Source organism: Streptomyces sp. x-19, from assembly GCF_046549115.1.
In the GTDB taxonomy this organism is placed as follows: domain Bacteria; phylum Actinomycetota; class Actinomycetes; order Streptomycetales; family Streptomycetaceae; genus Streptomyces; species Streptomyces albulus_C.
Genome location: NZ_JAJPWK010000019.1, coordinates 1 through 19,408, shown reverse-complemented (window position 1 = coordinate 19,408; position 19,408 = coordinate 1). Strand labels below are relative to the sequence as shown.

Genomic DNA, 19,408 nt, shown 5'->3' with positions numbered 1-19,408 from the left:
GCCCGATGCAAGTCGGTCAGAAGGGGGCGCGCGAGGCCCATGAGCGATGGTGTCATGAAGCGGATGGGGATGATCTTCCGCGCGAAGGCCAACAAGGCCCTTGACCGGGCTGAAGACCCGCGCGAGACCCTCGACTACTCGTACCAGAAGCAGCTCGAACTGCTGCAGAAGGTACGCCGCGGAGTCGCCGACGTGGCGACTTCCCGCAAGCGCCTGGAGCTGCAGCTCAACCAGCTCCAGGGCCAGTCCGCCAAGCTGGAGGACCAGGGCCGCAAGGCGCTGGCGCTCGGCCGCGAGGACCTGGCCCGCGAGGCGCTGTCCCGGCGCAGCGCGCTGCAGCAGCAGGTCACCGACCTGGAGACGCAGCACCAGACCCTCCAGGGCGAGGAGGAGAAGCTGACGCTCGCCGCGCAGCGACTCCAGGCCAAGGTCGACGCCTTCCGCACGAAGAAGGAGACGATCAAGGCCACGTACACGGCCGCCCAGGCGCAGACCCGGATCGGCGAGGCGTTCTCCGGCATCTCCGAGGAGATGGGCGACGTCGGCCTGGCGATTCAGCGCGCCGAGGACCGCACCGCGCAGCTCCAGGCCCGGGCCGGTGCCATCGACGAGCTGATGGCCTCCGGCGCGCTGGACGACCCGTCCGGCATGGCCAAGGACGACATCGCCGCCGAGCTGGACCGGCTCTCCGGCGGCAGCGACGTCGAGCTGGAGCTCCAGCGGATGAAGGCCGAGCTGGCGGGCGGCTCGTCCGCCCAGCAGCAGGCCATCGAGGGCGGCCAGGGCGGTGCCGCCCAGCAGGCTCCGCAGCAGCAGCACCCGCGTCTCGACAAGCAGTGACGGACGTCGCCGGACCGCCCCCGCGGCAGGTCCGGCGACGCCGCGGCGACCCCGCCCGACCGGAACAAGGGAGACCGTCGTGATCGTACGGATCATGGGGGAGGGGCAGGTGAAGCTGGACGACGCCCACTTCATCGAGCTCAACAAGCTGGACGACGAACTGCTCGCCGAAATGGAGAGCGGTGACGAAGCCGGATTCCGGCGCACCCTCGGGGCCCTGCTGGATTCCGTCCGCCGCCTCGGCACCCCGCTGCCGGACGACGCCCTGGAACCCTCCGAACTCATCCTGCCCGGCCCCGACGCCAGTCTTGCCGAGGTCCGGGAGATGCTCAGCGACGACGGCCTGATCCCGGGCTGAGTCCCGGGCCGCACCGCACACCCAGCGCACTACCGACAGCGCCCCGGCCCCTTCGGGAGGACCGGGGCGTTACCGTTGCCTGCTGTGACACCCCTTCGTGCCCCGGCTGCCGCCGGGAGGTGCCCCCGGCCCGCCGCCGCCCCGAGCCCCGGCGCGTCGCGCCGCGACGGCGACAAGACCGACGGGGACGCGACCCGCGTCGCCCGCCTTCGCCAGTGGCACCGTCACCACCGGCTCGCGTTCGACGCCGCCGTGGCGGTGGTGGCGTTCGTGGCGATCCTGTGCGGCGCGGTGGCCGGCCCGCACGGCACGCACGGCACGCACCTGCCCCGGTTCGCCGCCCGCGAGCTCACCGTCACCACGGTGGTGCTGGCCGCGCTCGCCTGCGGCGCGCTGGTGCTGCGCCGCCGGCTGCCCCGCACGGTGCTGGCCGCGACCGGCGCGCTGACCATCGTCGAGCTGGTCGCCCAGTCCAACGACCCGCGCGCCCCGGTCGCCGGCGCGGCGGTGATCGCCCTGTTCACCGTGGCCTCCCACACCGACCGGCCCACCACCTGGCGGATCGGCGCGCTCACCTGCGTGGTGCTGACCGCCGCCGCGATGTTCTTCGGGCACCGCGCCTGGTATGCCCAGGAGAACCTCGCGATCTTCGCCTGGACCGGCATGGCGGCCGCCGCCGGTGACGCGGTCCGCAGCCGCCGGGCCTACGTGGACGCCATCCGCGAACGTGCCGAGCGCGCCGAACGCACCCGCGAGGAGGAGGCCCGCCGCCAGGTCGCCGAGGAGCGGCTGCGCATCGCCCGCGAACTGCACGACGTGGTCGCCCACCACATCGCCCTGGTCAACGTCCAGGCCGGGGTCGCCTCCCACGTCATGGACAACCGCCCCGACCAGGCAAAACAGGCGCTGGCACACGTCCGGGAGGCGTCCCGGTCGGCACTGGAGGAACTGCGTGCCACCGTCGGTCTGCTGCGCCAGTCCGACGACCCGAAGGCGCCCACCGAGCCGGCGCCCGGCCTCGGCGTCCTGGACCAGCTCGTCGACGGGTTCGTCCGGGCCGGCCTGCCGGTCGCCCTGGAGCTGCCGCCCGGACCGCAGCCCGCCCTGCCCGCCTCGGTGGACCTGACCGCCTACCGGGTCGTCCAGGAGGCGCTGACCAACGTCCACAAGCACGCCGGCGACGGGGCCCGCGCCGCGGTGCGGATCGTGCGGACCGAGGGCGCGCTGACCGTCACCGTCCAGGACGACGGGCGCGGCGCCGGGGCGCACGCCTCGGGCACCGCGGGGGAGGGGGCCGTGCCGGAGGGCGGCGGCGGGCATGGTCTGATCGGAATGCGCGAACGGGTCCAGGCGCTGCGCGGCACGGTCGTCACCGGCCCCCGCGCGGCCGGTGGCTTCCAGGTGCGGGTCACCCTGCCCCTGGGCGGCGCGCGCACCGGCGGGACGACATGAGCGCGAGGGCGACGGGGATGACCATCAAGGTGTTGCTGGCCGACGACCAGACGCTGCTGCGCAGCGCGTTCCGCATCCTGGTCGACTCCGAACCGGACATGCGGGTGGTGGGCGAGGCGTCCGACGGGGCGCAGGCGTACGAACTGGCCCGCAAGGAGCGCCCGGACGTCGTCCTGATGGACATCCGGATGCCCGGCACCGACGGCCTGGCCGCCACCCGCATGATCAGCCAGGACCCGGACCTGACCGACGTCAAGGTGGTCATCCTCACCACCTTCGAGGTCGACGACTACGTCGTGCAGTCGCTGCGGGCCGGCGCCAGCGGCTTCCTCGGCAAGGGTGCCGAGCCGGACGAGCTGCTGCACGCGATCCGGATCGCGGCCGGCGGGGAGGCGCTGCTCTCGCCCGTCGCCACCAAGGGGCTGATCGCCAAGTTCCTCGCCCAGGGCGAGGACGCGGACGGGGAACGGCCCGGCGGTGCGGGCGCCGAGCGGCTGGCCACGTTGACCAGCCGGGAGCGCGAGGTGCTGGTGCTGGTGGCCGGCGGTCTGTCCAACGACGAGATCGCCGTGCAGCTGGACGTCAGCCCGCTCACCGTCAAGACGCACGTGAACCGCGCGATGGCCAAGCTCGGCGCCCGCGACCGCGCCCAACTGGTCGTCATCGCCTACGAGTCGGGACTGGTCCGCCCGCGGGCGCACTGAGCGAAGGCCCGGCCCGTACGCCCAGGGGTGCAGGGCGGGTGGAGTCCCCCGTACTCCGAACGCGGTACGGGCGGCGGCCGGAAACCGACCTGCGAGCGAGGAAAACCGGCCTGGCCATGGCCGAAGGTGTAGGTGGGCCGCTGTCGGCCCTCCCGCCGGGCCCGAACACGGCTCCCGCCGGCGTTCCCCGCCCTCGGTACCCGCTTTTCTGAACCGAAGAGAGAGACCCCCACCCATGTCCTGGCTGTCCCGAATCAGCCTCGTACAACGGGGCCTGATAGCGCTGATGTCGATCGTCGCGATCGCCTTCGGCGCCATCGCGATCCCGCAGCTCAAGCAGCAGCTCCTGCCGTCCATCGACCTGCCGATGGTCTCCGTGATCGCCCCGTACCAGGGCGCCTCCCCCGATGTCGTCGAGAAGCAGGTCGTCGAGCCGCTGGAGAACGGCATCCAGGCGGTCAACGGCATCAAGAGCGTCACCTCGACGTCGAGCGAGGGCTCCGGCGTCATCATGGCGCAGTTCGACTACGGCAACGACTCCAAGACCCTGGTCGCCGACGTCCAGCAGGCCGTCAACCGGGCCCGGGCGAAGCTGCCCAAGGACGTGGACCCGCAGGTGGTCTCCGGCGGTACCGACGACCTGCCCACGGTCGTGCTCGCCGTCTCCTCCACCACGAAGGACCAGCAGACCCTCGCCGACCAGCTGAACCGCACCGTCGTCCCGGACCTGAAGAACATCGACGGCGTCGGCCAGGTCAACGTCGGCGGCGTGCAGGACCGGATCGTCGCGGTCACCCCGGACGACAAGAAGATGGCCGCCGCGGGCCTGAACTCCGCCGCGCTCGGCCAGGCGCTCCAGGCCAACGGCACGTCGGTGCCGGCCGGTGCCTTCTCCGAGGACGGCCGCAGCAAGACCGTGCAGGTCGGCGCCGGCTTCACCTCCGTCGCACAGATCAAGGACCTGATGGTCACGCCGGCGGCCGGCCCGATGGGCGGCGGCCAGGGCGGCAAGCCGGTCCGGCTCGGCGACGTCGCCACCGTCAAGGAGGCGTCGGCCACCCCGACCTCGATCACCCGCACCGACGGCAAGCCCAGCCTCTCGGTCACCGTGACGATGAACCAGGACGGCAGCGCCGTCGCCATCTCCGACGCGGTCAAGGGCAAGCTGGACGCCATCCGCAAGGACCTGGGCACCGGCGCGAGCGTCACCATCGCCTCCGACCAGGGCCCGCAGGTCTCCAAGTCCATCGAGTCGCTGACCACCGAGGGCCTGCTCGGCCTGGTGATGGCCGTGATCGTGATCCTGGTCTTCCTGCTGAGCCTGCGCTCCACGCTGGTCACCGCGGTCTCCATCCCGCTGTCCGTGGTCATCACCCTGATCGTGCTGTGGACCGGTGACCTCTCCCTGAACGTGCTCACCCTGGGCGGTCTGACCATCGCGATCGGCCGGGTCGTCGACGACTCGATCGTCGTTTTGGAGAACATCAAGCGGCACCTGGGCTACGGCGAGGAGCGCCGCGAGGCGATCCTCAAGGCCGTCAAGGAGGTCTCCGGCGCGATCACCTCCTCGACCCTCACCACGGTCGCGGTCTTCCTCCCGATCGGCGTGGTCGGTGGCATGGTCGGCGCCCTCTTCGGCTCCTTCTCCATCACCGTCACCGTCGCCCTGCTCTCCTCGCTGCTGGTCTCGCTGACCGTGGTGCCGGTGCTGTCCTACTGGTTCCTGCGCGCCCCGCAGCTGCCCGAGGGCGCCGACCCCGAGGAACTGCGCCGCAAGGCCGAGGAGAAGGAGACCCGCAGCGCGCTGCAGCGGCTCTACGTCCCGGTGCTGCGCTTCGCCACCCGCCGCCGCGCGATCAGCGTGCTGATCGCCGTGGTGGTCCTCCTGGGCACCTTCGGGATGGCCCCGCTGCTCAAGACCACCTTCTTCGACCAGGGCAAGCAGGACACCCTGAGCATCAAGCAGGAGCTGAAGCCGGGCACCAGCCTGACCGCGGCCGACGCGCAGGCCAAGCGGGTCGAGAAGGTCCTCGCGGCCAACAAGGACGTGCAGGACTACCAGGTCACCGTCGGCTCCTCCGGGATGATGGCGGCCTTCGGCGGCGGCTCCGCCGCCAACCAGGCCAGCTACCAGGTCAAGCTCAAGAGCTCCGCCGACTCCGACAAGGTCACCGAGGACCTCCGCGCCGACCTGACCAAGCTCGGCCCGGCCGCCGGCGACACCTCCGTCTCCGCGGGCGGCGGCGGCTTCGGCAACCAGAACCTCAGTGTGGTCGTCAAGGCCGGCGACGCCGGCGTCCTGGCGCAGGCCAGCGAGCAGGTCCGCAAGGCCGTCGCCAGCCTGGACAACGTCACCGACGTCCAGAGCGACCTGTCGCAGTCGGTGCCGCGGATCTCCGTGACGCCCAACGAGAAGGCCGCCGCGGCCGGTTACTCGCAGGCCACGCTCGGCCAGGCCGTCGCGCAGGCCGTCAGCGGCACCCCCAGCGGCAAGGCCGTGCTCGACGACACCGAGCGCGACGTGGTGATCAAGTCGGCGCACCCGGCCACCACCGAGGCCCAGTTGAAGGACCTGCCGCTGCCGACCCCGTCCGGGATGGCCCGGCTCGGCGACCTCGCCACCGTCAAGACCGTGGCGGGTCCGGTCCAGATGACCCGGATCGACGGCGCCCGTTCGGCGACCGTCACCGCCAAGCCGACCGGTGACAACACCGGCGCGGTCTCCACCAAGCTCCAGAGCAAGATCGACGCACTGAAGCTGCCGGCCGGCGCCACCGCCACCGTCGGCGGCGTCTCCCAGGACCAGTCCGACGCGTTCGGCAAGCTGGGCCTGGCCATGCTGGCGGCCATCGCGATCGTCTTCCTGCTGCTGGTGGGCACCTTCCGGTCGATCGTCCAGCCGCTGATCCTGCTGATCTCGATCCCGTTCGCGGCGACCGGCGCGCTCGGCCTGCTGGTCGCCACCGGCACCCCGATGGGCGTCCCGGCGATGATCGGCATGCTGATGCTGGTCGGCATCGTGGTCACCAACGCCATCGTGCTGATCGACCTGATCAACCAGTACCGGGCGAAGGGCTACGGCGTCGTCGAGGCGGTCATCGAGGGCGGCCGGCACCGCCTCCGCCCGATCCTGATGACCGCCCTGGCCACGATCATGGCGCTGCTGCCGATGGCGCTGTCGATCACCGGCGACAGCGGCGGCTTCATCTCCCAGCCGCTGGCGGTCGTCGTGATCGGCGGTCTGATCACCTCCACGCTGCTCACCCTCCTCCTCGTCCCGACGCTCTACGCGATCATCGAGCTCCGCAAGGAGCGCCGGGCGAAGAAGAAGGCGGCGAAGCGGGCCGGACAGGGCGGCGGCCCCGCGGCCCCCGCGGACGCCGACCGCACCCCGGAGCCGGCCGGCGTCTGACGGCCCTCCACCGCACCACCCCACGGAGCCCCCGCGACCGCACCCGACGGCCGCGGGGGCTCCCGCGTCAGGCGCGGGACGCCCGGGCCCGGCTCACCACCGCAGCGCCGTGAAGTCCACCGGCCGTGGCCGCAGGGTCTGCGTCCGTGCGGTCAACTCCCGCATCCGCCGGGCCATTTCCGCCGCCGGCAGCCGCTTGCGGTCCCCGTGCCCGGGCAGCAGCCACTCGAAGCGCAGCCGGCCGGCGGTCCGGGCCAGCGACGCCGCCAACTCCGTGATGGAGTACCAGGTGACGCTGTCCGCCACCTCGACGTCCCCGGTCGCCCGCGACCAGTAGAAGCTGTCGCCACTGAAGCAGTACCGCTCGTCCGCGACGTAGAGCACGCTGCCCAGGGTGTGGCCGGGCAACGGGTGCACCACCACCCCCTCGGCGACCTCCACCGGATCGGTGCCGCGCAGCACCCGGTCCGCGTCCGGCGCCGCGTCCAGGTCGCCCTCGTGGATCCACAGCCGCGCCCCGAAGCGGTCGGCGTAGCGGCGCCCGTGCGCGGCGTGGTCCCGGTGGGTGAGCAGTACGTCCGTCACCGCCCCGGCCGCCTCGAATCGCCCGGCCAGCGCCTCGCTGAACCGCGGGGTGTCGACCATCATCCGGGTGCCGCCCGGCCGCCGCAGCAGGTACGCGTTGGCCCCCGCGGTGTGCGGCGAGTTGTGCCCGCAGAAGCTGACCGCGTCGTCGAGCCGCAGCGGGAACGGGTCCAGCTCCGCCGCCACCCGCCCCTCGCGCCGCCGGACCGACCGTGTCGGACAGGCGAACGCCACCGCGTGCAGCTGCCGTTCCTCCGCTTCCCCGCGCGGCTGCCGGACCACTTCGGACCGCCCGTCGACCTCCTCGATCAGCTCCGGCGCGAGCTGCCGCGCCACGTCGCAGTTGGTGCACCGGTCGTCCACGTACCAGTCGCCGCCGCCGTCCTTCGCTAAGGGCGCCGACCGGTCGTCCGCTGTGGTGTTCACGGTCCTTCTGCCTCCTTGACCCCTGTGCCGTACGGGACCCGATGGTTTCCCCGGTCCCCGCGATCCCGAGGTTCCCGCGCCGCACCGGAAAAGAGGAAGGGGGGCGGAGTCTTGTTTCTGCTGGTCACGAGGTCTCTCACGGCGGGAATCTGGTGCAATGTCATGTACGCAACACGCGCTGAGGGATTCCATGCGCCGGCTTGCGCGTCCGGGACGCCTGGCCGCTGCTGTGCCCGGCGGACGACGGCAGCGACGAGGCCACCTACTGGCTCTTCGACGACGCCCGCACCTCCTGGGCGACGGTCGAGTACGTCCCGGGCCGCGACGCCTACGAGACCGAGCAGTACGGCCCGCGCCGCCTGTGGGACGAGGTCGCGGCGGCCTACCGCGACTGGCACGCGGCCGGCAGCCCGCCGCGCTCCGCCCACCGCATCAGCATCAACCCGTCCCGACAGTCGATCGGGACGGGCTGACCTGGGCTTCCTCGCGCTGTCCGGTTCTTCTGCCTCAGCCCTTGAGGGTCTGGACGAAGGCGGTCCATGCGGTGGCGGGGATGACGAGCGCCGGGCCGTTGGGAGTCTTGCTGTCGCGGACTGGGACGATCCCCGGGAAGTCTTCGCTGATCTCGACGCAGTTGCCCCCGTTGGTGTTGCTGTGGCTGCTCTTGCGCCAGTGGGCGGTGCTCAGTTCGGGGGTGTGTCGCATGATGCGCAGCCCTCCGTTGCTCGGTTTCGGTTTGCTGCCTCAGCCCTTGAGGGTCTGGACGAAGGCGGTCCATGCGGTGGCGGGGATGACGAGCGCCGGGCCGTCGGGGGTCTTGCTGTCGCGGACGGGGACCACGCCGGGGAAGTGGTCGGCGATCTCGACGCATTCCCCGCCGTTGGTGTTGCTGTGGCTGCTCTTGCGCCAGCGGGCGGTGCTCAGTTCGGGGGTGTGTCGCATGACGAGTAGTCCTCCAGTACTTGCCGGATCAGCTCTGCCGACTCGCCTAGGGACAGGGCATTGGCGCGCAGTACGTCGTACCGCCGCTGCCACTTCTTCACCGCTTCCGCATCCTCGTTGAGGTGACCGGCCTCGATGCCCTCTTCGTAGGCGACTTCGGCCCCGTTGGGGAGCCTCAGCAGAGTAAGCGCACCGCCCATGAGCGAGTGCGGGCCCGCTCGGAACGGCATGACCTGAACCTTACTGTCCGGAGTATCCGCCTGCTCAAGCAGTGAAGTCAGCTGCTCTGCCATGCATTTCCGGCCTCCAACCTGCCGGCGCAACACGGCTTCGTCAATGATCGCCCAACGGAGCGGAGGCGAGTCTGAGCGCTGTCTTTCCTGGCGGGCCATCCTGGCGGTGACGCGTTCTTCGACCTGCGCTTCGGTCAGGTCTTCCTGGCAACGCAGCAACGCGTAGGAGTAGTCCTTGGTTTGTAGCAATCCGGGGAACACCTGGCCCCCGTACTGCGTGATGTTCTCGGCCTGTGCTTCGAGGTCCATGTAACGCCGGTACTGATCCGGATGCACCTCCCGTTTCGCCAACTGGTACAGCCCGTGGAAGTGCTGGCCCGTGCCGAAGGCCGCGTCCAGGGCGGACGGGAGTTCCGGCGGGGGCATCATCTCGGCGGTCTCGACGCGGGCCAGGTTGCTCTTGCTGGAGTTCACGATGTCGGCCAGCTGCACCAGCGACATCCTGACCTCCTCGCGGTGGCGGCGCAGTTCCGAGCCGAAGTAGTGCCGGGCCGATACGTATGGGGTCAGGGATTTGGGTGCGTACTTCACTGTTGCGCCTTTCGGGCTTTCGGGCTTTCGAATGCTCCCGCTCTCAACGCGGGGACGGTGCGGGCCTATTGAGGCCATGTCTCGCAGCGCGACGATGGCGATACAGACGGTAAGCGCAGTCGAGATCCGAACTCCAGCCCCCGCAAGCGTGCTTCTCGCCCCGGGGCGGAGCCCGCCGAAAGGACGTCCCCATGGCCCAACGGACCACTTTGCCAAGGCTGTTGCCCTGGACCCGGGACGACGGGGCGCCGTGCTACCTGATCACGGACGATCCGTGCAGCCGGGTGTCGCTGCTGGCCGACGACGTGGAGGAGGAGATGCTCGCCGCCGCCGGGAAACTGCTCGCCGCCACCGACCCGCCGCCCGGGCCGGAGGCCGGCCGACGGGAGTTGTGCGGGCTGGTCGCCGGGCTGCGTGCGGCGCTGTGCGACGTCCGGCGGATCGCCGTCAGCCGGGGCGAGCGGTTGCCGGATCTCGACTATGACGAGGCCGGGTAACGGATCGGCACACCCTCCGTGCATCGTGCAACCGTTCGACCGACCTCGCGGTCTGGACCCGCATGAAGGGATCACTCACGAGCGGGCGAAGACGGCGTGCGGTGCGGACGGGGGCGGTCGCCCTGTTGGTCGTCCTCGCACCCGGGATGGCCGCGTGCGGCGAGCAGCGGTCTCCGGGTGCCGGGAAGGAAGTGACCGCACCGGCCACGGCAGGAGCGCACTCGTCGCCGGCCGGCGTGAAGCACCCCCAGGGGACGAAGCTTGAGATCACGGCGGCGATGCGGACGTACTACCTCCCGCGGCCGACCGGATCGGACGCGAACGACGAGCCCACCGAGTACCAAGTCAACCTGCAGTCCACCGGATGGACCGGCGCGAAGCCGTCGGTCGTCAAGGACGTCAAGGTGCACTTCGACCTGTCGGTCTTCAAGAACATCGCCACCGTCCGTTGGATCAACCAGGGGAACCGGCATCCGGACACCTGCGTCCGCTCCGGTGACCAGCTGACCTGCGACCTGAAGGATGTCGAACTCGGTGCGTCCTTCTCGCCGTTCGCGGTGTCCGTGCTGCCGGGCGCGCCCAAGGGCCCGGCCGGCACCCTGCGCATCACCGTGACCAGCGCCAACGCACCGACCGTCCGGCGCACCACGGACATCGTCGTCGGTGCGCCCCGCCTGACCGCGCGCCAGGACAAGCCGCTGACCGGCGTGAAGCCCGGCTCCGAGGTGCCGCTGACACCGGCCTTCGGCAACAAGGGGGACACCGACGTCGACGACGACATCCTCGTGACGGTGCGCGCGACCGAGGCCACGCTGCGGCCGCAGTACCGCAACTGCCGCTACGACAAGCCCGTTGCGCCCACCAAGGCGGAGTGCACGTTCCCCGGACCGCTGCGGGTCGGGGCGGCGTACGAGACCGACGGGCCGCTCACCGCGGTGGCCGACGCGACCGCGATGCACGGCAAGCTCACCTACGCCGTGTACCGGGCCCACGACCGGCTGGACGCGCGCTACCCCGGCGAGCAGCTGCCCGCCACGGCCGTGCGGGGCACCGGCGCGCCGCTGGGCCTCCGGCCGGTCGACGGCGGTGGCGCCGAGTTCACGACGTCCGCGCACTGGAAGGCCGAGATGGCAGGCGGCGACCTGGCCTTCGACACCGACCGGATCCATGACGTCCAGGCGGTCGGGTTCGCCATCAAGGGCAAGGTCGGCGAGGTGGTCGAGGTCGACGTGCCGTGGCCGCGCAACTTCGGTGACGGTGACGTCCGGGTGACCCTGCCCGAGGGCGTCAGCGCGGCCCCGGCGCACCCCGAGGAGCACCCCAGCGAAATGACCTTCTGCCGACCCGCCGACGGGGGCGCGCGCTGCCCCTGGGGCCCGCACGACACGACCCTGGTGGTCCGCATCGACAAGCGGGTCGACGGCGCCCGGGGCACGGTCTCCGCGCCCTCCGACCCCGTGGTCGACCCCGACCAGGAGAACAACTCCGCGCCGGTGACGGTCGAGTACACCGACTAGCGGGCACCAGGCGGAGGAAACAGCAGGGCGGGGCGCCCCCGGAGGGACGCCCCGCCCTGTCGCGTCACACCACTACGGCAGCGCCAGCATCCGCTCCAGTGCCAGCTTGGCGAAGTGCTCGGTCTCCTCGTCGACCTGGATGCGGTTGACGACCTTGCCGTCCGCCAGCGACTCCAGCGTCCACACCAGGTGCGGGAGGTCGATGCGGTTCATGGTCGAGCAGAAGCAGACCGTCTTGTCGAGGAAGACGATCTCCTTGCCCTCGGGCGCGAAGCGGTTGGCCAGGCGGCGGACGAGGTTCAGCTCGGTGCCGATCGCCCACTTCGAGCCGGCCGGCGCCGCCTCCAGGGCCTTGATGATGTACTCGGTCGACCCGACGTAGTCCGCCGCCGCCACGACCTCGTGCTTGCACTCGGGGTGGACCAGGACGTTCACGCCCGGGATGCGGGCCCGCACGTCGTTCACCGAGTCCAGCGAGAAGCGGCCGTGCACCGAGCAGTGACCGCGCCACAGGATCATCTTCGCGGCCCGCAGCTCCTCGGCGGTCAGGCCGCCGTTCGGCTTGTGCGGGTTGTAGACCACGCAGTCGTCCAGGGACAGGCCCAGGTCCCGCACGGCGGTGTTGCGGCCCAGGTGCTGGTCCGGCAGGAAGAGGACCTTGGTGGTCGCCCGGTCCTCGCCCTGCCCGAAGGCCCACTCCAGCGCCCGCTCGGCGTTCGACGAGGTGCAGATCGTGCCGCCGTGCTTGCCGGTGAACGCCTTGATGTCGGCCGAGGAGTTCATGTACGAGACCGGTACGACCTGGTCGGCGACGCCCGCCTCGGTCAGCACGTCCCAGCATTCGGCGACCTGCTCGGCGGTGGCCATGTCGGCCATCGAGCAGCCCGCGGCCAGGTCGGGGAGGATCACCTGCTGGTCGTCGCCGGTGAGGATGTCCGCGGACTCGGCCATGAAGTGCACACCGCAGAAGACGATGTACTCGGCGTTCGGCCGGGCCGCGGCGTCCCGCGCGAGCTTGAAGGAGTCGCCGGTGACGTCGGCGAACTCGATGACCTCGTCGCGCTGGTAGTGGTGCCCGAGGACGAAGACCTTCTCGCCCAGCTTGGCCTTGGCGGCGCGGGCGCGCTCGACCAGGTCCGGGTCGGAGGGCGCCGGCAGGTCACCGGGGCACTCCACGCCGCGCTCGCTCTTCGGGTCGGCCTCGCGGCCGAGGAGGAGCAGCGCCAGCGGGGTCGGCTGGACGTCCAGGGGCTGGGCGGTGGTCACGACACGCACCCTCTCTTCTCTGCGGAAAGTCCTTGCGGACGGTCTCTGCGGGGGCGGCGGGATGCGCTGTGGCTCCGCCTTTTCGTCTATTTGACGCTATCTATCATAGCGGGTTCACGTCACTTTGACGATGGCCATAGCGTCGATGTGACGCGTCAGCCGCGGGGCCCGCGGGCCGCTCCGCCCGCCGGTCGGGCCTGGGGCGTCCGCCCGTCGGTGTGCGAGCATGAAGGAAGAGAAGGACAGATCACGCGCAGCCGGAATTAATCCGGGACGCCACTGGTTAGACCTGTTCGCAACCGATGGCAAGCGGTCCGTACAACCCGGGAGAGATGTAGATGAGCGTTCAGGACGAGACCACCGTCACCGACGGCATCATCCTGTCCGACGCGGCCGCGTCGAAGGTCAAGACCCTGCTGGAGCAGGAGGGCCGGGAAGACCTCGCGCTGCGCGTCGCGGTCCAGCCCGGCGGCTGCTCGGGCCTGCGCTACCAGCTCTTCTTCGACGAGCGCGCGCTCGACGGCGACGTCGTCAAGGAGTTCGACGGCGTCAAGGTCGTCACCGACCGGATGAGCGCTCCCTACCTGGGCGGCGCCTCCATCGACTTCGTCGACACGATCGAGAAGCAGGGCTTCACGATCGACAACCCGAACGCCACGGGCTCCTGCGCCTGCGGCGACTCCTTCAGCTGATCCTGCTCCGGCCCACGGGCCACGGCACGTGAGAAAGGCGGCACCCCCGGCCGGGAGTGCCGCCTTTCACGCGTCCTGCCGCCGGCTACCGCGGTGCCACCGTCTTGCCGGACGTGGCGTCCACCACCTTCCGGCCGTCCAGCGGCTTCTCCAGCGTCACCGTCTTACTGAAGTCCTTGGCGATCTTCACGCAGATCTGGTGGGGGCGCTTGTCCTTCCCGGTGACCGTGACCCGCACCGTGCCGCCCGACTCCTGCACGCTGGCCTCGTAGGTGCTGCACACCCCGCCCCAGAAGTGGACGGTCAGCGTCCGACCGTCGTCCGCCACCTGGTAGCCGGACAGCGTCATCGCCGTCGTCCCCGGCTCGGACGGCTTCGGCCCCGCCGGCTCGCTGCCCCGCAGGAACTTCGGGTCCACCGCGGTCCCGGCGATCGTCGAGGTCGCGCCCGGCGTGCCCGCGGCGCCCGGCGTGCGCACCGTGTACAGCCACGACGGCACCAGCACCTGCCCGCCGTGCGAGTACCGCGTGGCGAGACCGAAGACCGCACCGGTCACCTCGGACACCGCCGGCTTGCCGTTCGGCGACGGCTCGCAGGGCGCTATCCCGCCGCCCTGGGGAGCCTTGTCGCCCTTGTGCTGGAAGGTGGGCGCCGACGGGCAGTGGGCCAGCGGGTGCATCGTCCGGCCGTCGCCGTTCAGCTCGGTCAGCGTCGTCCGGGCATCCCGGACGGGGTACTCCGCGCCCTTCACCGGGTTCGCCAACTCACCGCTGCCGCTGACCAGTTGCCCGTCCGAGCCGACCTGGAGCCGGCTCTGCCAGCCGAACGTCGGCAGCCCGCCGATCACCGGGTCGGCGGTGACCACCCGCACCGCGGCGAACGTCTGGTGCGTGTCGAGCCGGGCGTCCGGCTGGCCGAGCGCCGCCAGCACCGGCCGCACCGCCTGCCGGGCCGTCGCCTCGGACGCCGGACCGCTGCCGGCGTCCCCGCCGGCCCCGCTCCCGCCGTCCGCGCCGTCCGTCCCGCCCCGGTACGACGGGCAGCCCGACGGGCCGTCGGTCAGCGGGCACTTGGTCCCGTCCCCACTGCCGAACCGGCTGAACACCCAGTTCCCCGCGCCGGTCTTGGCGACCCGCAGCGTGGTGCCCCGGCCGTCCGGGCCGGGCGTGCCGACCGACCACCAGTTGCCGTCCGACCGCACCGATCCGGCCACGTCCAACGCCTTCGCCAGTCGCGCCACGGCGGACTGGTCGATTCCGCCCGTGGGTCGGTAGACGGGCGCGGACCGCGGGCCGTCGGGGAGCTTGCCCACCACGCGGTACTGGTCGTGGTGCGGGGCGGGCTCGCCGACCGCGATCGACGCCGAATCCAGCGCCAGTGGCGGCGGCCCGCCGTCGGACGCGCCGGCCTGCCCGGCGCCGTCGGACGCGGACGAGGCCCAGTACGCCGCGCCGCCTCCGACGGCCAGCACCGCGCCGGCCACCGACGCGACCACCAGGGGAGTGCGCCGGCCGCGCCGTTCGGGTCGGGTGGCCTGGGGGGTGTCCTGGGTCTCCGGGGTCTCCTCGGTGCTCACCGCTTCGCTCCTTCAGCTCCGCCGGTCATCTGACGTGCCACCCGGCAGGGTGGACGCCGATGGGACGGAGCGGGGGCGCGGACGGTTCCCTGCGCGCCGTCCGTCCCGCCGCCCCGCACCCCCTGTGACGGCCCTCACAGCGGACGGTGCACACCACGAGAGACGTCCGCACGCCTCGATCGAAACGCCCTATCATGAGATGTTTTCGCGCTTTTCGAAGTGTCCAGGAATGGGCAGAAGCCGGGCCCCTCGCCGGGTAGCGTTGCCCTCCGTCCGCACAACCCCACGCCCTCCGCAGGAGCAGACCCGCCGTGCGTATCGCAGTCTCCGGCTCCATCGCCACCGACCACCTGATGACCTTCCCCGGCCGCTTCGCCGACCAGTTGGTCGCCGACCAGCTGCATACGATCTCCCTCTCCTTCCTGGTCGACCAGCTCGACGTCCGCCGCGGCGGGGTCGCGCCCAACATCTGCTTCGGCATGGGCCAGCTCGGCATCCGGCCGATCCTGGTCGGTGCCGCCGGCAGCGACTTCGAGGAGTACCGCGCCTGGCTCGACCGGCACGGTGTCGACACCCACTCGGTGCACATCTCCGAGGTCCTGCACACCGCCCGCTTCGTCTGCACCACCGACGCCGACCACAACCAGCTCGGCTCCTTCTACACCGGTGCCATGAGCGAGGCCCGGCAGATCGAGCTCCAGACCGTGGCCGACCGGGTCGGCGGACTGGACCTGGTCCTGATCGGCGCGGACGACCCCGAGGCGATGATCCGGCACACCGAGGAGTGCCGGACCCGCGGCATCCCCTTCGCCGCCGACTTCTCCCAGCAGATCGCCCGGATGGACGGCGAGAACATCCGCATCCTCATGGAGGGCGCGACCTACCTCTTCAACAACGAGTACGAGGCCGGGCTCATCGAGTCCAAGACCGGGTGGACCGCCGAGGAGATCCTCGCCAAGGTCGGCACCCGCGTCACCACCCTCGGCTCCAACGGCGTCCGCATCCAGCGGGTCGGCGAGCCCGACATCGAGGTCGGCGTCCCCGAGGAGAAGGTCAAGGCCGACCCGACCGGCGTCGGCGACGCCTTCCGCGCCGGCTTCCTGTCCGGCCTGGCCTGGGGCGTCGGCCTGGAGCGCGCCGCCCAGGTCGGCTGCATGCTGGCCACCCTGGTCATCGAGACCGTCGGCACCCAGGAGTACGAGCTGCACCGCAGCTCCTTCATGGACCGCTTCACCAAGGCGTACGGCCACGACGCCGCCGGCGAGGTCCGTCAGTTCCTGCTCTGACCCACCGGGCCGCCCGGCCTCAGACGCGGCGCCGCACCACGTAGGCGGCGCCGCGTTCCGCCGGCTCCTCACCGACGTACTCCTGCTCCCGCATCGCGCACCACGCGGGGATGTCCTGCCGGGCCGCCGCGTCGTCGGAGAGCACCGTCACCGTGCCGCCGACCGGCACCCGGTCGATCACCTTCGCCAGCTCGATGACCGGAACCGGACAGCGCCGACCGAGCGCGTCCACCACCAACCCCGGCGCCGCCGGCTCGGCGACCGCCGCCGCTCCCGCGGCCCGGTGCACCGGCTCCTCAGCCGGCACCCCGAACCGCTCCCGCACCGACCGCACCGCCTCCGGCAGCACCGTCAGGAACCGTTCCACGTCCGCCGCCTCCGTGCCGTACGGCAGCGAGACCCGGACGTTCCCTTCCGACAGCACCCCCATCGCCCGCAGCACATGGCTCGGCGTCAGGGTGCTGGACGTACACGACGAACCGGAAGAAACGGAGAAGCCGGCCCGGTCCAGCTCGTGCAACAGCGCCTCGCCGTCGACATAGAGACAAGAGAAGGTGACGAGGTGCGGCAGCCGGCGCACCGGATCGCCGACCACCTCCACGTCCGGCACCAGCTCCGGCACCCGGGCCCGGATCCGCTCCACCAGCCCGCCGAGCCGCCCCGCCTCGTCCGCCCCGCCCACCGCCGCGGCCCGCAGCGCGCGCAGTACCGCCGCCGCGGCCACCACCGCCGGAAGGTTCCCGAAGCCCGGGCTGCGCCCCGACTCCCGTTCGTCCAGCGGCCCCTGGGGCGCGAACCGGGTCCCCTTGCGGACGGCCAGCAGTCCGACCCCGGGCGGCCCGCCCCACTTGTGCGCGCTCGCCGTCAGCACCGACCAGGCGCCGGGCACCGGTCCCCACGGCACCGACTGCGCCGCGTCCACCAGCAGCGGCACCCCGGCCTCCCGGCAGTCCGCGGCCACCTCCTCCACCGGCTGCGCGGTGCCCACCTCGTGGTTGGCGGACTGCAGGCACACCAGCGCGGCGTCCCCGCCGAGCGCGTCGGCCACCGCGGCCCGGGCCACCCGGCCGGTCCGGTCCACCGGAACCTCGGTCACCGTGCCGCCGGCCGCGGCGTGCACCTCGGCGACGTGCAGCACCGCGGAGTGCTCCACGGCGGAGTGCACCAGCCGCCGTCCGACACGCCGACGGGCCGCCAGGACGCCGAACATGCCGGAATGCACCGCATGCGTTCCCGAAGGGGTGAACGTCAGCTCGTCGGGGCGGCACCCCACGGCGTCCGCGGCGGCCTCCCGCGCGGCGTCCAGCAGCAGCCGGGCCCGCCGTCCCTCGCGGTACAGGCGGGCCGGATCGGCCCACCCCTCGTCGAGCGCGGCGAGCAGGGCCTCCCGGGCGACCGGGTGCAGCGGAGCGGCCGACGCCGCGTCGAAGTAGGGCACGTACGAGACGGTAGAGCACCCTTCGCGGGGGTGCCGGGCGGGCCGTCAGATGCCCCGCGGTGGGCGGCGATCGGGGCCCGCGACGCCGGTGGGGGAAGGGCTCGGCCACCCCTTAGGGGTGCGATGCGGCGCGTTGGGCACCCTCCCCGCGCGACCCCAAATAGCGTCCAGTAGGGTTTGGTCCGCATAAACATCCAAACCCCTGCCCGAAGCAGGGCGGCGACCGACCAGCGAGTAAGGCCGCAGCCGACCGCTCGGGCGAGACTCTCGGGAAGGCGCTACGTGAGTCCCAACGGCTCCGACCGCTCGTCGCGGCGCCCGATGCGGCGGAAGCTGCCGCAGGTGCTTGCTGCGGGCCTGGTCCTGGCGACCGCTACTGGTTGCACATACAAGGACTTCCCCCGCCTCGGCATGCCAACGCCCGTCACCGACGAGGCGCCGCGGATCCTCTCTCTTTGGCAGGGCTCCTGGGCCGCCGCCCTCGCAACGGGCGTGCTGGTGTGGGGCCTGATCATCTGGAGCGTGATCTTCCACCGTCGCAGCAGGACCAAGGTGGAGGTCCCTGCCCAGACGCGGTACAACATGCCGATCGAGGCGTTGTACACCATCGTCCCGTTCATCATCATCGCGGTGCTGTTCTACTTCACCGCGCGTGATGAGAGCGCGCTCCTCAAGACGTCCAAGAAGCCGGACCACGTCATCAACGTCGTGGGCTTCCAGTGGAGCTGGGCGTTCAACTACCTGGAGAACGTCGACGGCAACCCGAAGACGACGAACATCAATTCTCCGGAGCTCAAGGCGATCCCGGACAAGTGGAAGAAGTCCGCGCCGCAGGGTGCGGACGGCGTCTACGACTACGGCACGCCGGCCACGCGCAACCCGCAGACCGGCAACCCCGGTCCGACGCTCTGGCTGCCGAAGGGCGAGACGGTCCAGTTCGTGCTGACCTCGCGGGACGTCATCCACTCCTTCTGGGTGGTGCCGTTCCTGATGAAGCAGGACGTCATCCCGGGCCACACCAACGTATTCGAGGTGACCCCCAACAAGGAGGGCACCTTCATGGGTAAGTGCGCGGAGCTCTGCGGCGTCGACCACTCCCGGATGCTCTTCAACGTCAAGGTCGTTTCGCCTGCCAAGTACCGGCAGCACCTGAAGGACCTGGCGGCGAAGGGACAGACCGGGTACCTGCCGGCGGGTATCGAGCAGACTGACCACGCCAGGAATGCGGAGACCAAGAACCAGTGAGCATCCTCAACGAACCTCAGGGTGCCGCCGCCGAATCGGCTCCGGCAGCACCACCCGTACGCAAGAAGCAACCCGGTATCGCTGCCGTCAAGTGGCTCACGACCACTGACCACAAGACCATCGGCACGATGTACCTGGTCACGTCGTTCGCGTTCTTCTGCATCGGCGGCATCATGGCGCTCCTCATGCGCGCCGAGCTGGCCCGCCCGGGTACGCAGATCATGTCGAACGAGCAGTTCAACCAGGCGTTCACGATGCACGGCACGATCATGCTGCTGATGTTCGCGACGCCGTTGTTCGCCGGGTTCGCGAACTGGATCATGCCGCTGCAGATCGGTGCGCCGGACG

At 71.3% G+C, this 19,408-nt stretch carries 19 protein-coding genes; 12 read left to right on the top strand and 7 right to left on the bottom strand.

Annotated features, from left to right (window positions below):
- Nucleotides 1-54: 54 nt before the first annotated feature.
- From ACLJT4_RS31235 to ACLJT4_RS31215, 5 genes are all read left to right on the top strand, one after another.
- Entirely contained in the window at nucleotides 55-840 is a 786-nt protein-coding gene (locus tag ACLJT4_RS31235; protein ID WP_020929733.1) for a PspA/IM30 family protein, read from the top strand.
- 79 nt (nucleotides 841-919) lie between these two features.
- Nucleotides 920-1,198 (top strand): PspA-associated protein PspAA, encoded by a 279-nt coding sequence (gene pspAA / locus ACLJT4_RS31230; protein ID WP_016574234.1) that lies wholly within the window; start codon nucleotides 920-922, stop codon nucleotides 1,196-1,198.
- Nucleotides 1,199-1,282: 84 nt separating this feature from the next.
- Nucleotides 1,283-2,650, top strand: a complete 1,368-nt coding sequence (locus tag ACLJT4_RS31225; protein WP_411127408.1) for a sensor histidine kinase — start codon at nucleotides 1,283-1,285, stop codon at nucleotides 2,648-2,650.
- 17 nt (nucleotides 2,651-2,667) lie between these two features.
- Nucleotides 2,668-3,354: a response regulator gene (locus ACLJT4_RS31220; RefSeq protein ID WP_411127406.1), complete on the top strand. Its 687-nt coding sequence runs from the start codon at nucleotides 2,668-2,670 to the stop codon at nucleotides 3,352-3,354.
- A gap of 235 nt (nucleotides 3,355-3,589) precedes the next feature.
- Complete coding sequence (locus tag ACLJT4_RS31215; protein ID WP_411127404.1) at nucleotides 3,590-6,766, top strand: efflux RND transporter permease subunit; 3,177 nt, start codon at nucleotides 3,590-3,592, stop codon at nucleotides 6,764-6,766.
- Between the two features lie 93 nt (nucleotides 6,767-6,859).
- Here ACLJT4_RS31215 and ACLJT4_RS31210 read toward each other — a convergent pair whose 3' ends face one another.
- The gene (locus ACLJT4_RS31210) at nucleotides 6,860-7,777 is read right to left on the bottom strand and encodes an MBL fold metallo-hydrolase (protein WP_411127402.1); all 918 of its coding nucleotides are present in this window, start codon (nucleotides 7,775-7,777) and stop codon (nucleotides 6,860-6,862) included.
- A gap of 200 nt (nucleotides 7,778-7,977) precedes the next feature.
- Between ACLJT4_RS31210 and ACLJT4_RS31205 the strand changes: the two genes are divergently transcribed.
- Nucleotides 7,978-8,250: a hypothetical protein gene (locus ACLJT4_RS31205; protein ID WP_411127400.1), complete on the top strand. Its 273-nt coding sequence runs from the start codon at nucleotides 7,978-7,980 to the stop codon at nucleotides 8,248-8,250.
- Nucleotides 8,251-8,284: 34 nt separating this feature from the next.
- Here ACLJT4_RS31205 and ACLJT4_RS31200 read toward each other — a convergent pair whose 3' ends face one another.
- The 3 genes from ACLJT4_RS31200 to ACLJT4_RS31190 are packed head-to-tail and all read right to left on the bottom strand — an operon-like array spanning nucleotide 8,285 to nucleotide 9,543.
- Complete coding sequence (locus tag ACLJT4_RS31200; RefSeq protein ID WP_411127398.1) at nucleotides 8,285-8,482, bottom strand: DUF397 domain-containing protein; 198 nt, start codon at nucleotides 8,480-8,482, stop codon at nucleotides 8,285-8,287.
- A 39-nt stretch (nucleotides 8,483-8,521) separates the two neighbouring features.
- Entirely contained in the window at nucleotides 8,522-8,719 is a 198-nt protein-coding gene (locus tag ACLJT4_RS31195; RefSeq protein ID WP_388983751.1) for a DUF397 domain-containing protein, read from the bottom strand.
- Entirely contained in the window at nucleotides 8,698-9,543 is an 846-nt protein-coding gene (locus tag ACLJT4_RS31190) for a helix-turn-helix domain-containing protein (RefSeq protein ID WP_411127396.1), read from the bottom strand. Before ACLJT4_RS31190 ends, ACLJT4_RS31195 begins: the two co-directional genes overlap by 22 nt.
- Before the next feature lie 191 nt (nucleotides 9,544-9,734).
- Between ACLJT4_RS31190 and ACLJT4_RS31185 the strand changes: the two genes are divergently transcribed.
- Together ACLJT4_RS31185 and ACLJT4_RS31180 are read left to right on the top strand one after the other, a co-directional pair.
- Nucleotides 9,735-10,040 (top strand): hypothetical protein, encoded by a 306-nt coding sequence (locus tag ACLJT4_RS31185; RefSeq protein WP_411127394.1) that lies wholly within the window; start codon nucleotides 9,735-9,737, stop codon nucleotides 10,038-10,040.
- Between the two features lie 191 nt (nucleotides 10,041-10,231).
- On the top strand, nucleotides 10,232-11,557 hold the full coding sequence (locus tag ACLJT4_RS31180) for a hypothetical protein (protein WP_411127392.1): 1,326 nt from the start codon (nucleotides 10,232-10,234) through the stop codon (nucleotides 11,555-11,557).
- Nucleotides 11,558-11,629: 72 nt separating this feature from the next.
- Here ACLJT4_RS31180 and nadA read toward each other — a convergent pair whose 3' ends face one another.
- Nucleotides 11,630-12,823, bottom strand: coding sequence for a quinolinate synthase NadA (nadA, locus tag ACLJT4_RS31175; protein WP_016572336.1), 1,194 nt, complete (start codon nucleotides 12,821-12,823; stop codon nucleotides 11,630-11,632).
- Nucleotides 12,824-13,161: 338 nt separating this feature from the next.
- Between nadA and erpA the strand changes: the two genes are divergently transcribed.
- Nucleotides 13,162-13,515, top strand: coding sequence for an iron-sulfur cluster insertion protein ErpA (gene erpA / locus ACLJT4_RS31170; protein ID WP_411127390.1), 354 nt, complete (start codon nucleotides 13,162-13,164; stop codon nucleotides 13,513-13,515).
- 85 nt (nucleotides 13,516-13,600) lie between these two features.
- Here erpA and ACLJT4_RS31165 read toward each other — a convergent pair whose 3' ends face one another.
- Nucleotides 13,601-15,091 (bottom strand): hypothetical protein, encoded by a 1,491-nt coding sequence (locus tag ACLJT4_RS31165; RefSeq protein ID WP_411127388.1) that lies wholly within the window; start codon nucleotides 15,089-15,091, stop codon nucleotides 13,601-13,603.
- A 311-nt stretch (nucleotides 15,092-15,402) separates the two neighbouring features.
- Between ACLJT4_RS31165 and ACLJT4_RS31160 the strand changes: the two genes are divergently transcribed.
- Nucleotides 15,403-16,377, top strand: a complete 975-nt coding sequence (locus ACLJT4_RS31160) for a carbohydrate kinase family protein (protein ID WP_233659897.1) — start codon at nucleotides 15,403-15,405, stop codon at nucleotides 16,375-16,377.
- 19 nt (nucleotides 16,378-16,396) lie between these two features.
- Here the strand turns inward: ACLJT4_RS31160 and ACLJT4_RS31155 are convergent, their stop codons facing one another.
- On the bottom strand, nucleotides 16,397-17,815 hold the full coding sequence (locus ACLJT4_RS31155; RefSeq protein WP_411127386.1) for a cysteine desulfurase/sulfurtransferase TusA family protein: 1,419 nt from the start codon (nucleotides 17,813-17,815) through the stop codon (nucleotides 16,397-16,399).
- A gap of 282 nt (nucleotides 17,816-18,097) precedes the next feature.
- Between ACLJT4_RS31155 and coxB the strand changes: the two genes are divergently transcribed.
- Together coxB and ACLJT4_RS31145 are read left to right on the top strand one after the other, a co-directional pair.
- Nucleotides 18,098-19,060: a cytochrome c oxidase subunit II gene (coxB, locus tag ACLJT4_RS31150; RefSeq protein WP_020929738.1), complete on the top strand. Its 963-nt coding sequence runs from the start codon at nucleotides 18,098-18,100 to the stop codon at nucleotides 19,058-19,060.
- Nucleotides 19,057-19,408, top strand: a 352-nt coding sequence (locus ACLJT4_RS31145; protein WP_411127384.1) for a cbb3-type cytochrome c oxidase subunit I, incomplete at its 3' end; no start/stop codon positions are given. The genes coxB and ACLJT4_RS31145, both read left to right, overlap by 4 nt.

Coding starts and splice junctions, on each gene's coding strand:
- ACLJT4_RS31235 (WP_020929733.1), top strand. CDS start 55: ATGAAGCGGATGGGGATGATCTTCCGCGCGAAGGCCAACAAGGCCCTT.
- ACLJT4_RS31220 (WP_411127406.1), top strand. CDS start 2,668: ATGACCATCAAGGTGTTGCTGGCCGACGACCAGACGCTGCTGCGCAGC.
- ACLJT4_RS31215 (WP_411127404.1), top strand. CDS start 3,590: ATGTCCTGGCTGTCCCGAATCAGCCTCGTACAACGGGGCCTGATAGCG.
- ACLJT4_RS31200 (WP_411127398.1), bottom strand. CDS start 8,482: ATGCGACACACCCCCGAACTGAGCACCGCCCACTGGCGCAAGAGCAGC.
- ACLJT4_RS31195 (WP_388983751.1), bottom strand. CDS start 8,719: ATGCGACACACCCCCGAACTGAGCACCGCCCGCTGGCGCAAGAGCAGC.
- ACLJT4_RS31185 (WP_411127394.1), top strand. CDS start 9,735: ATGGCCCAACGGACCACTTTGCCAAGGCTGTTGCCCTGGACCCGGGAC.
- erpA (WP_411127390.1), top strand. CDS start 13,162: ATGAGCGTTCAGGACGAGACCACCGTCACCGACGGCATCATCCTGTCC.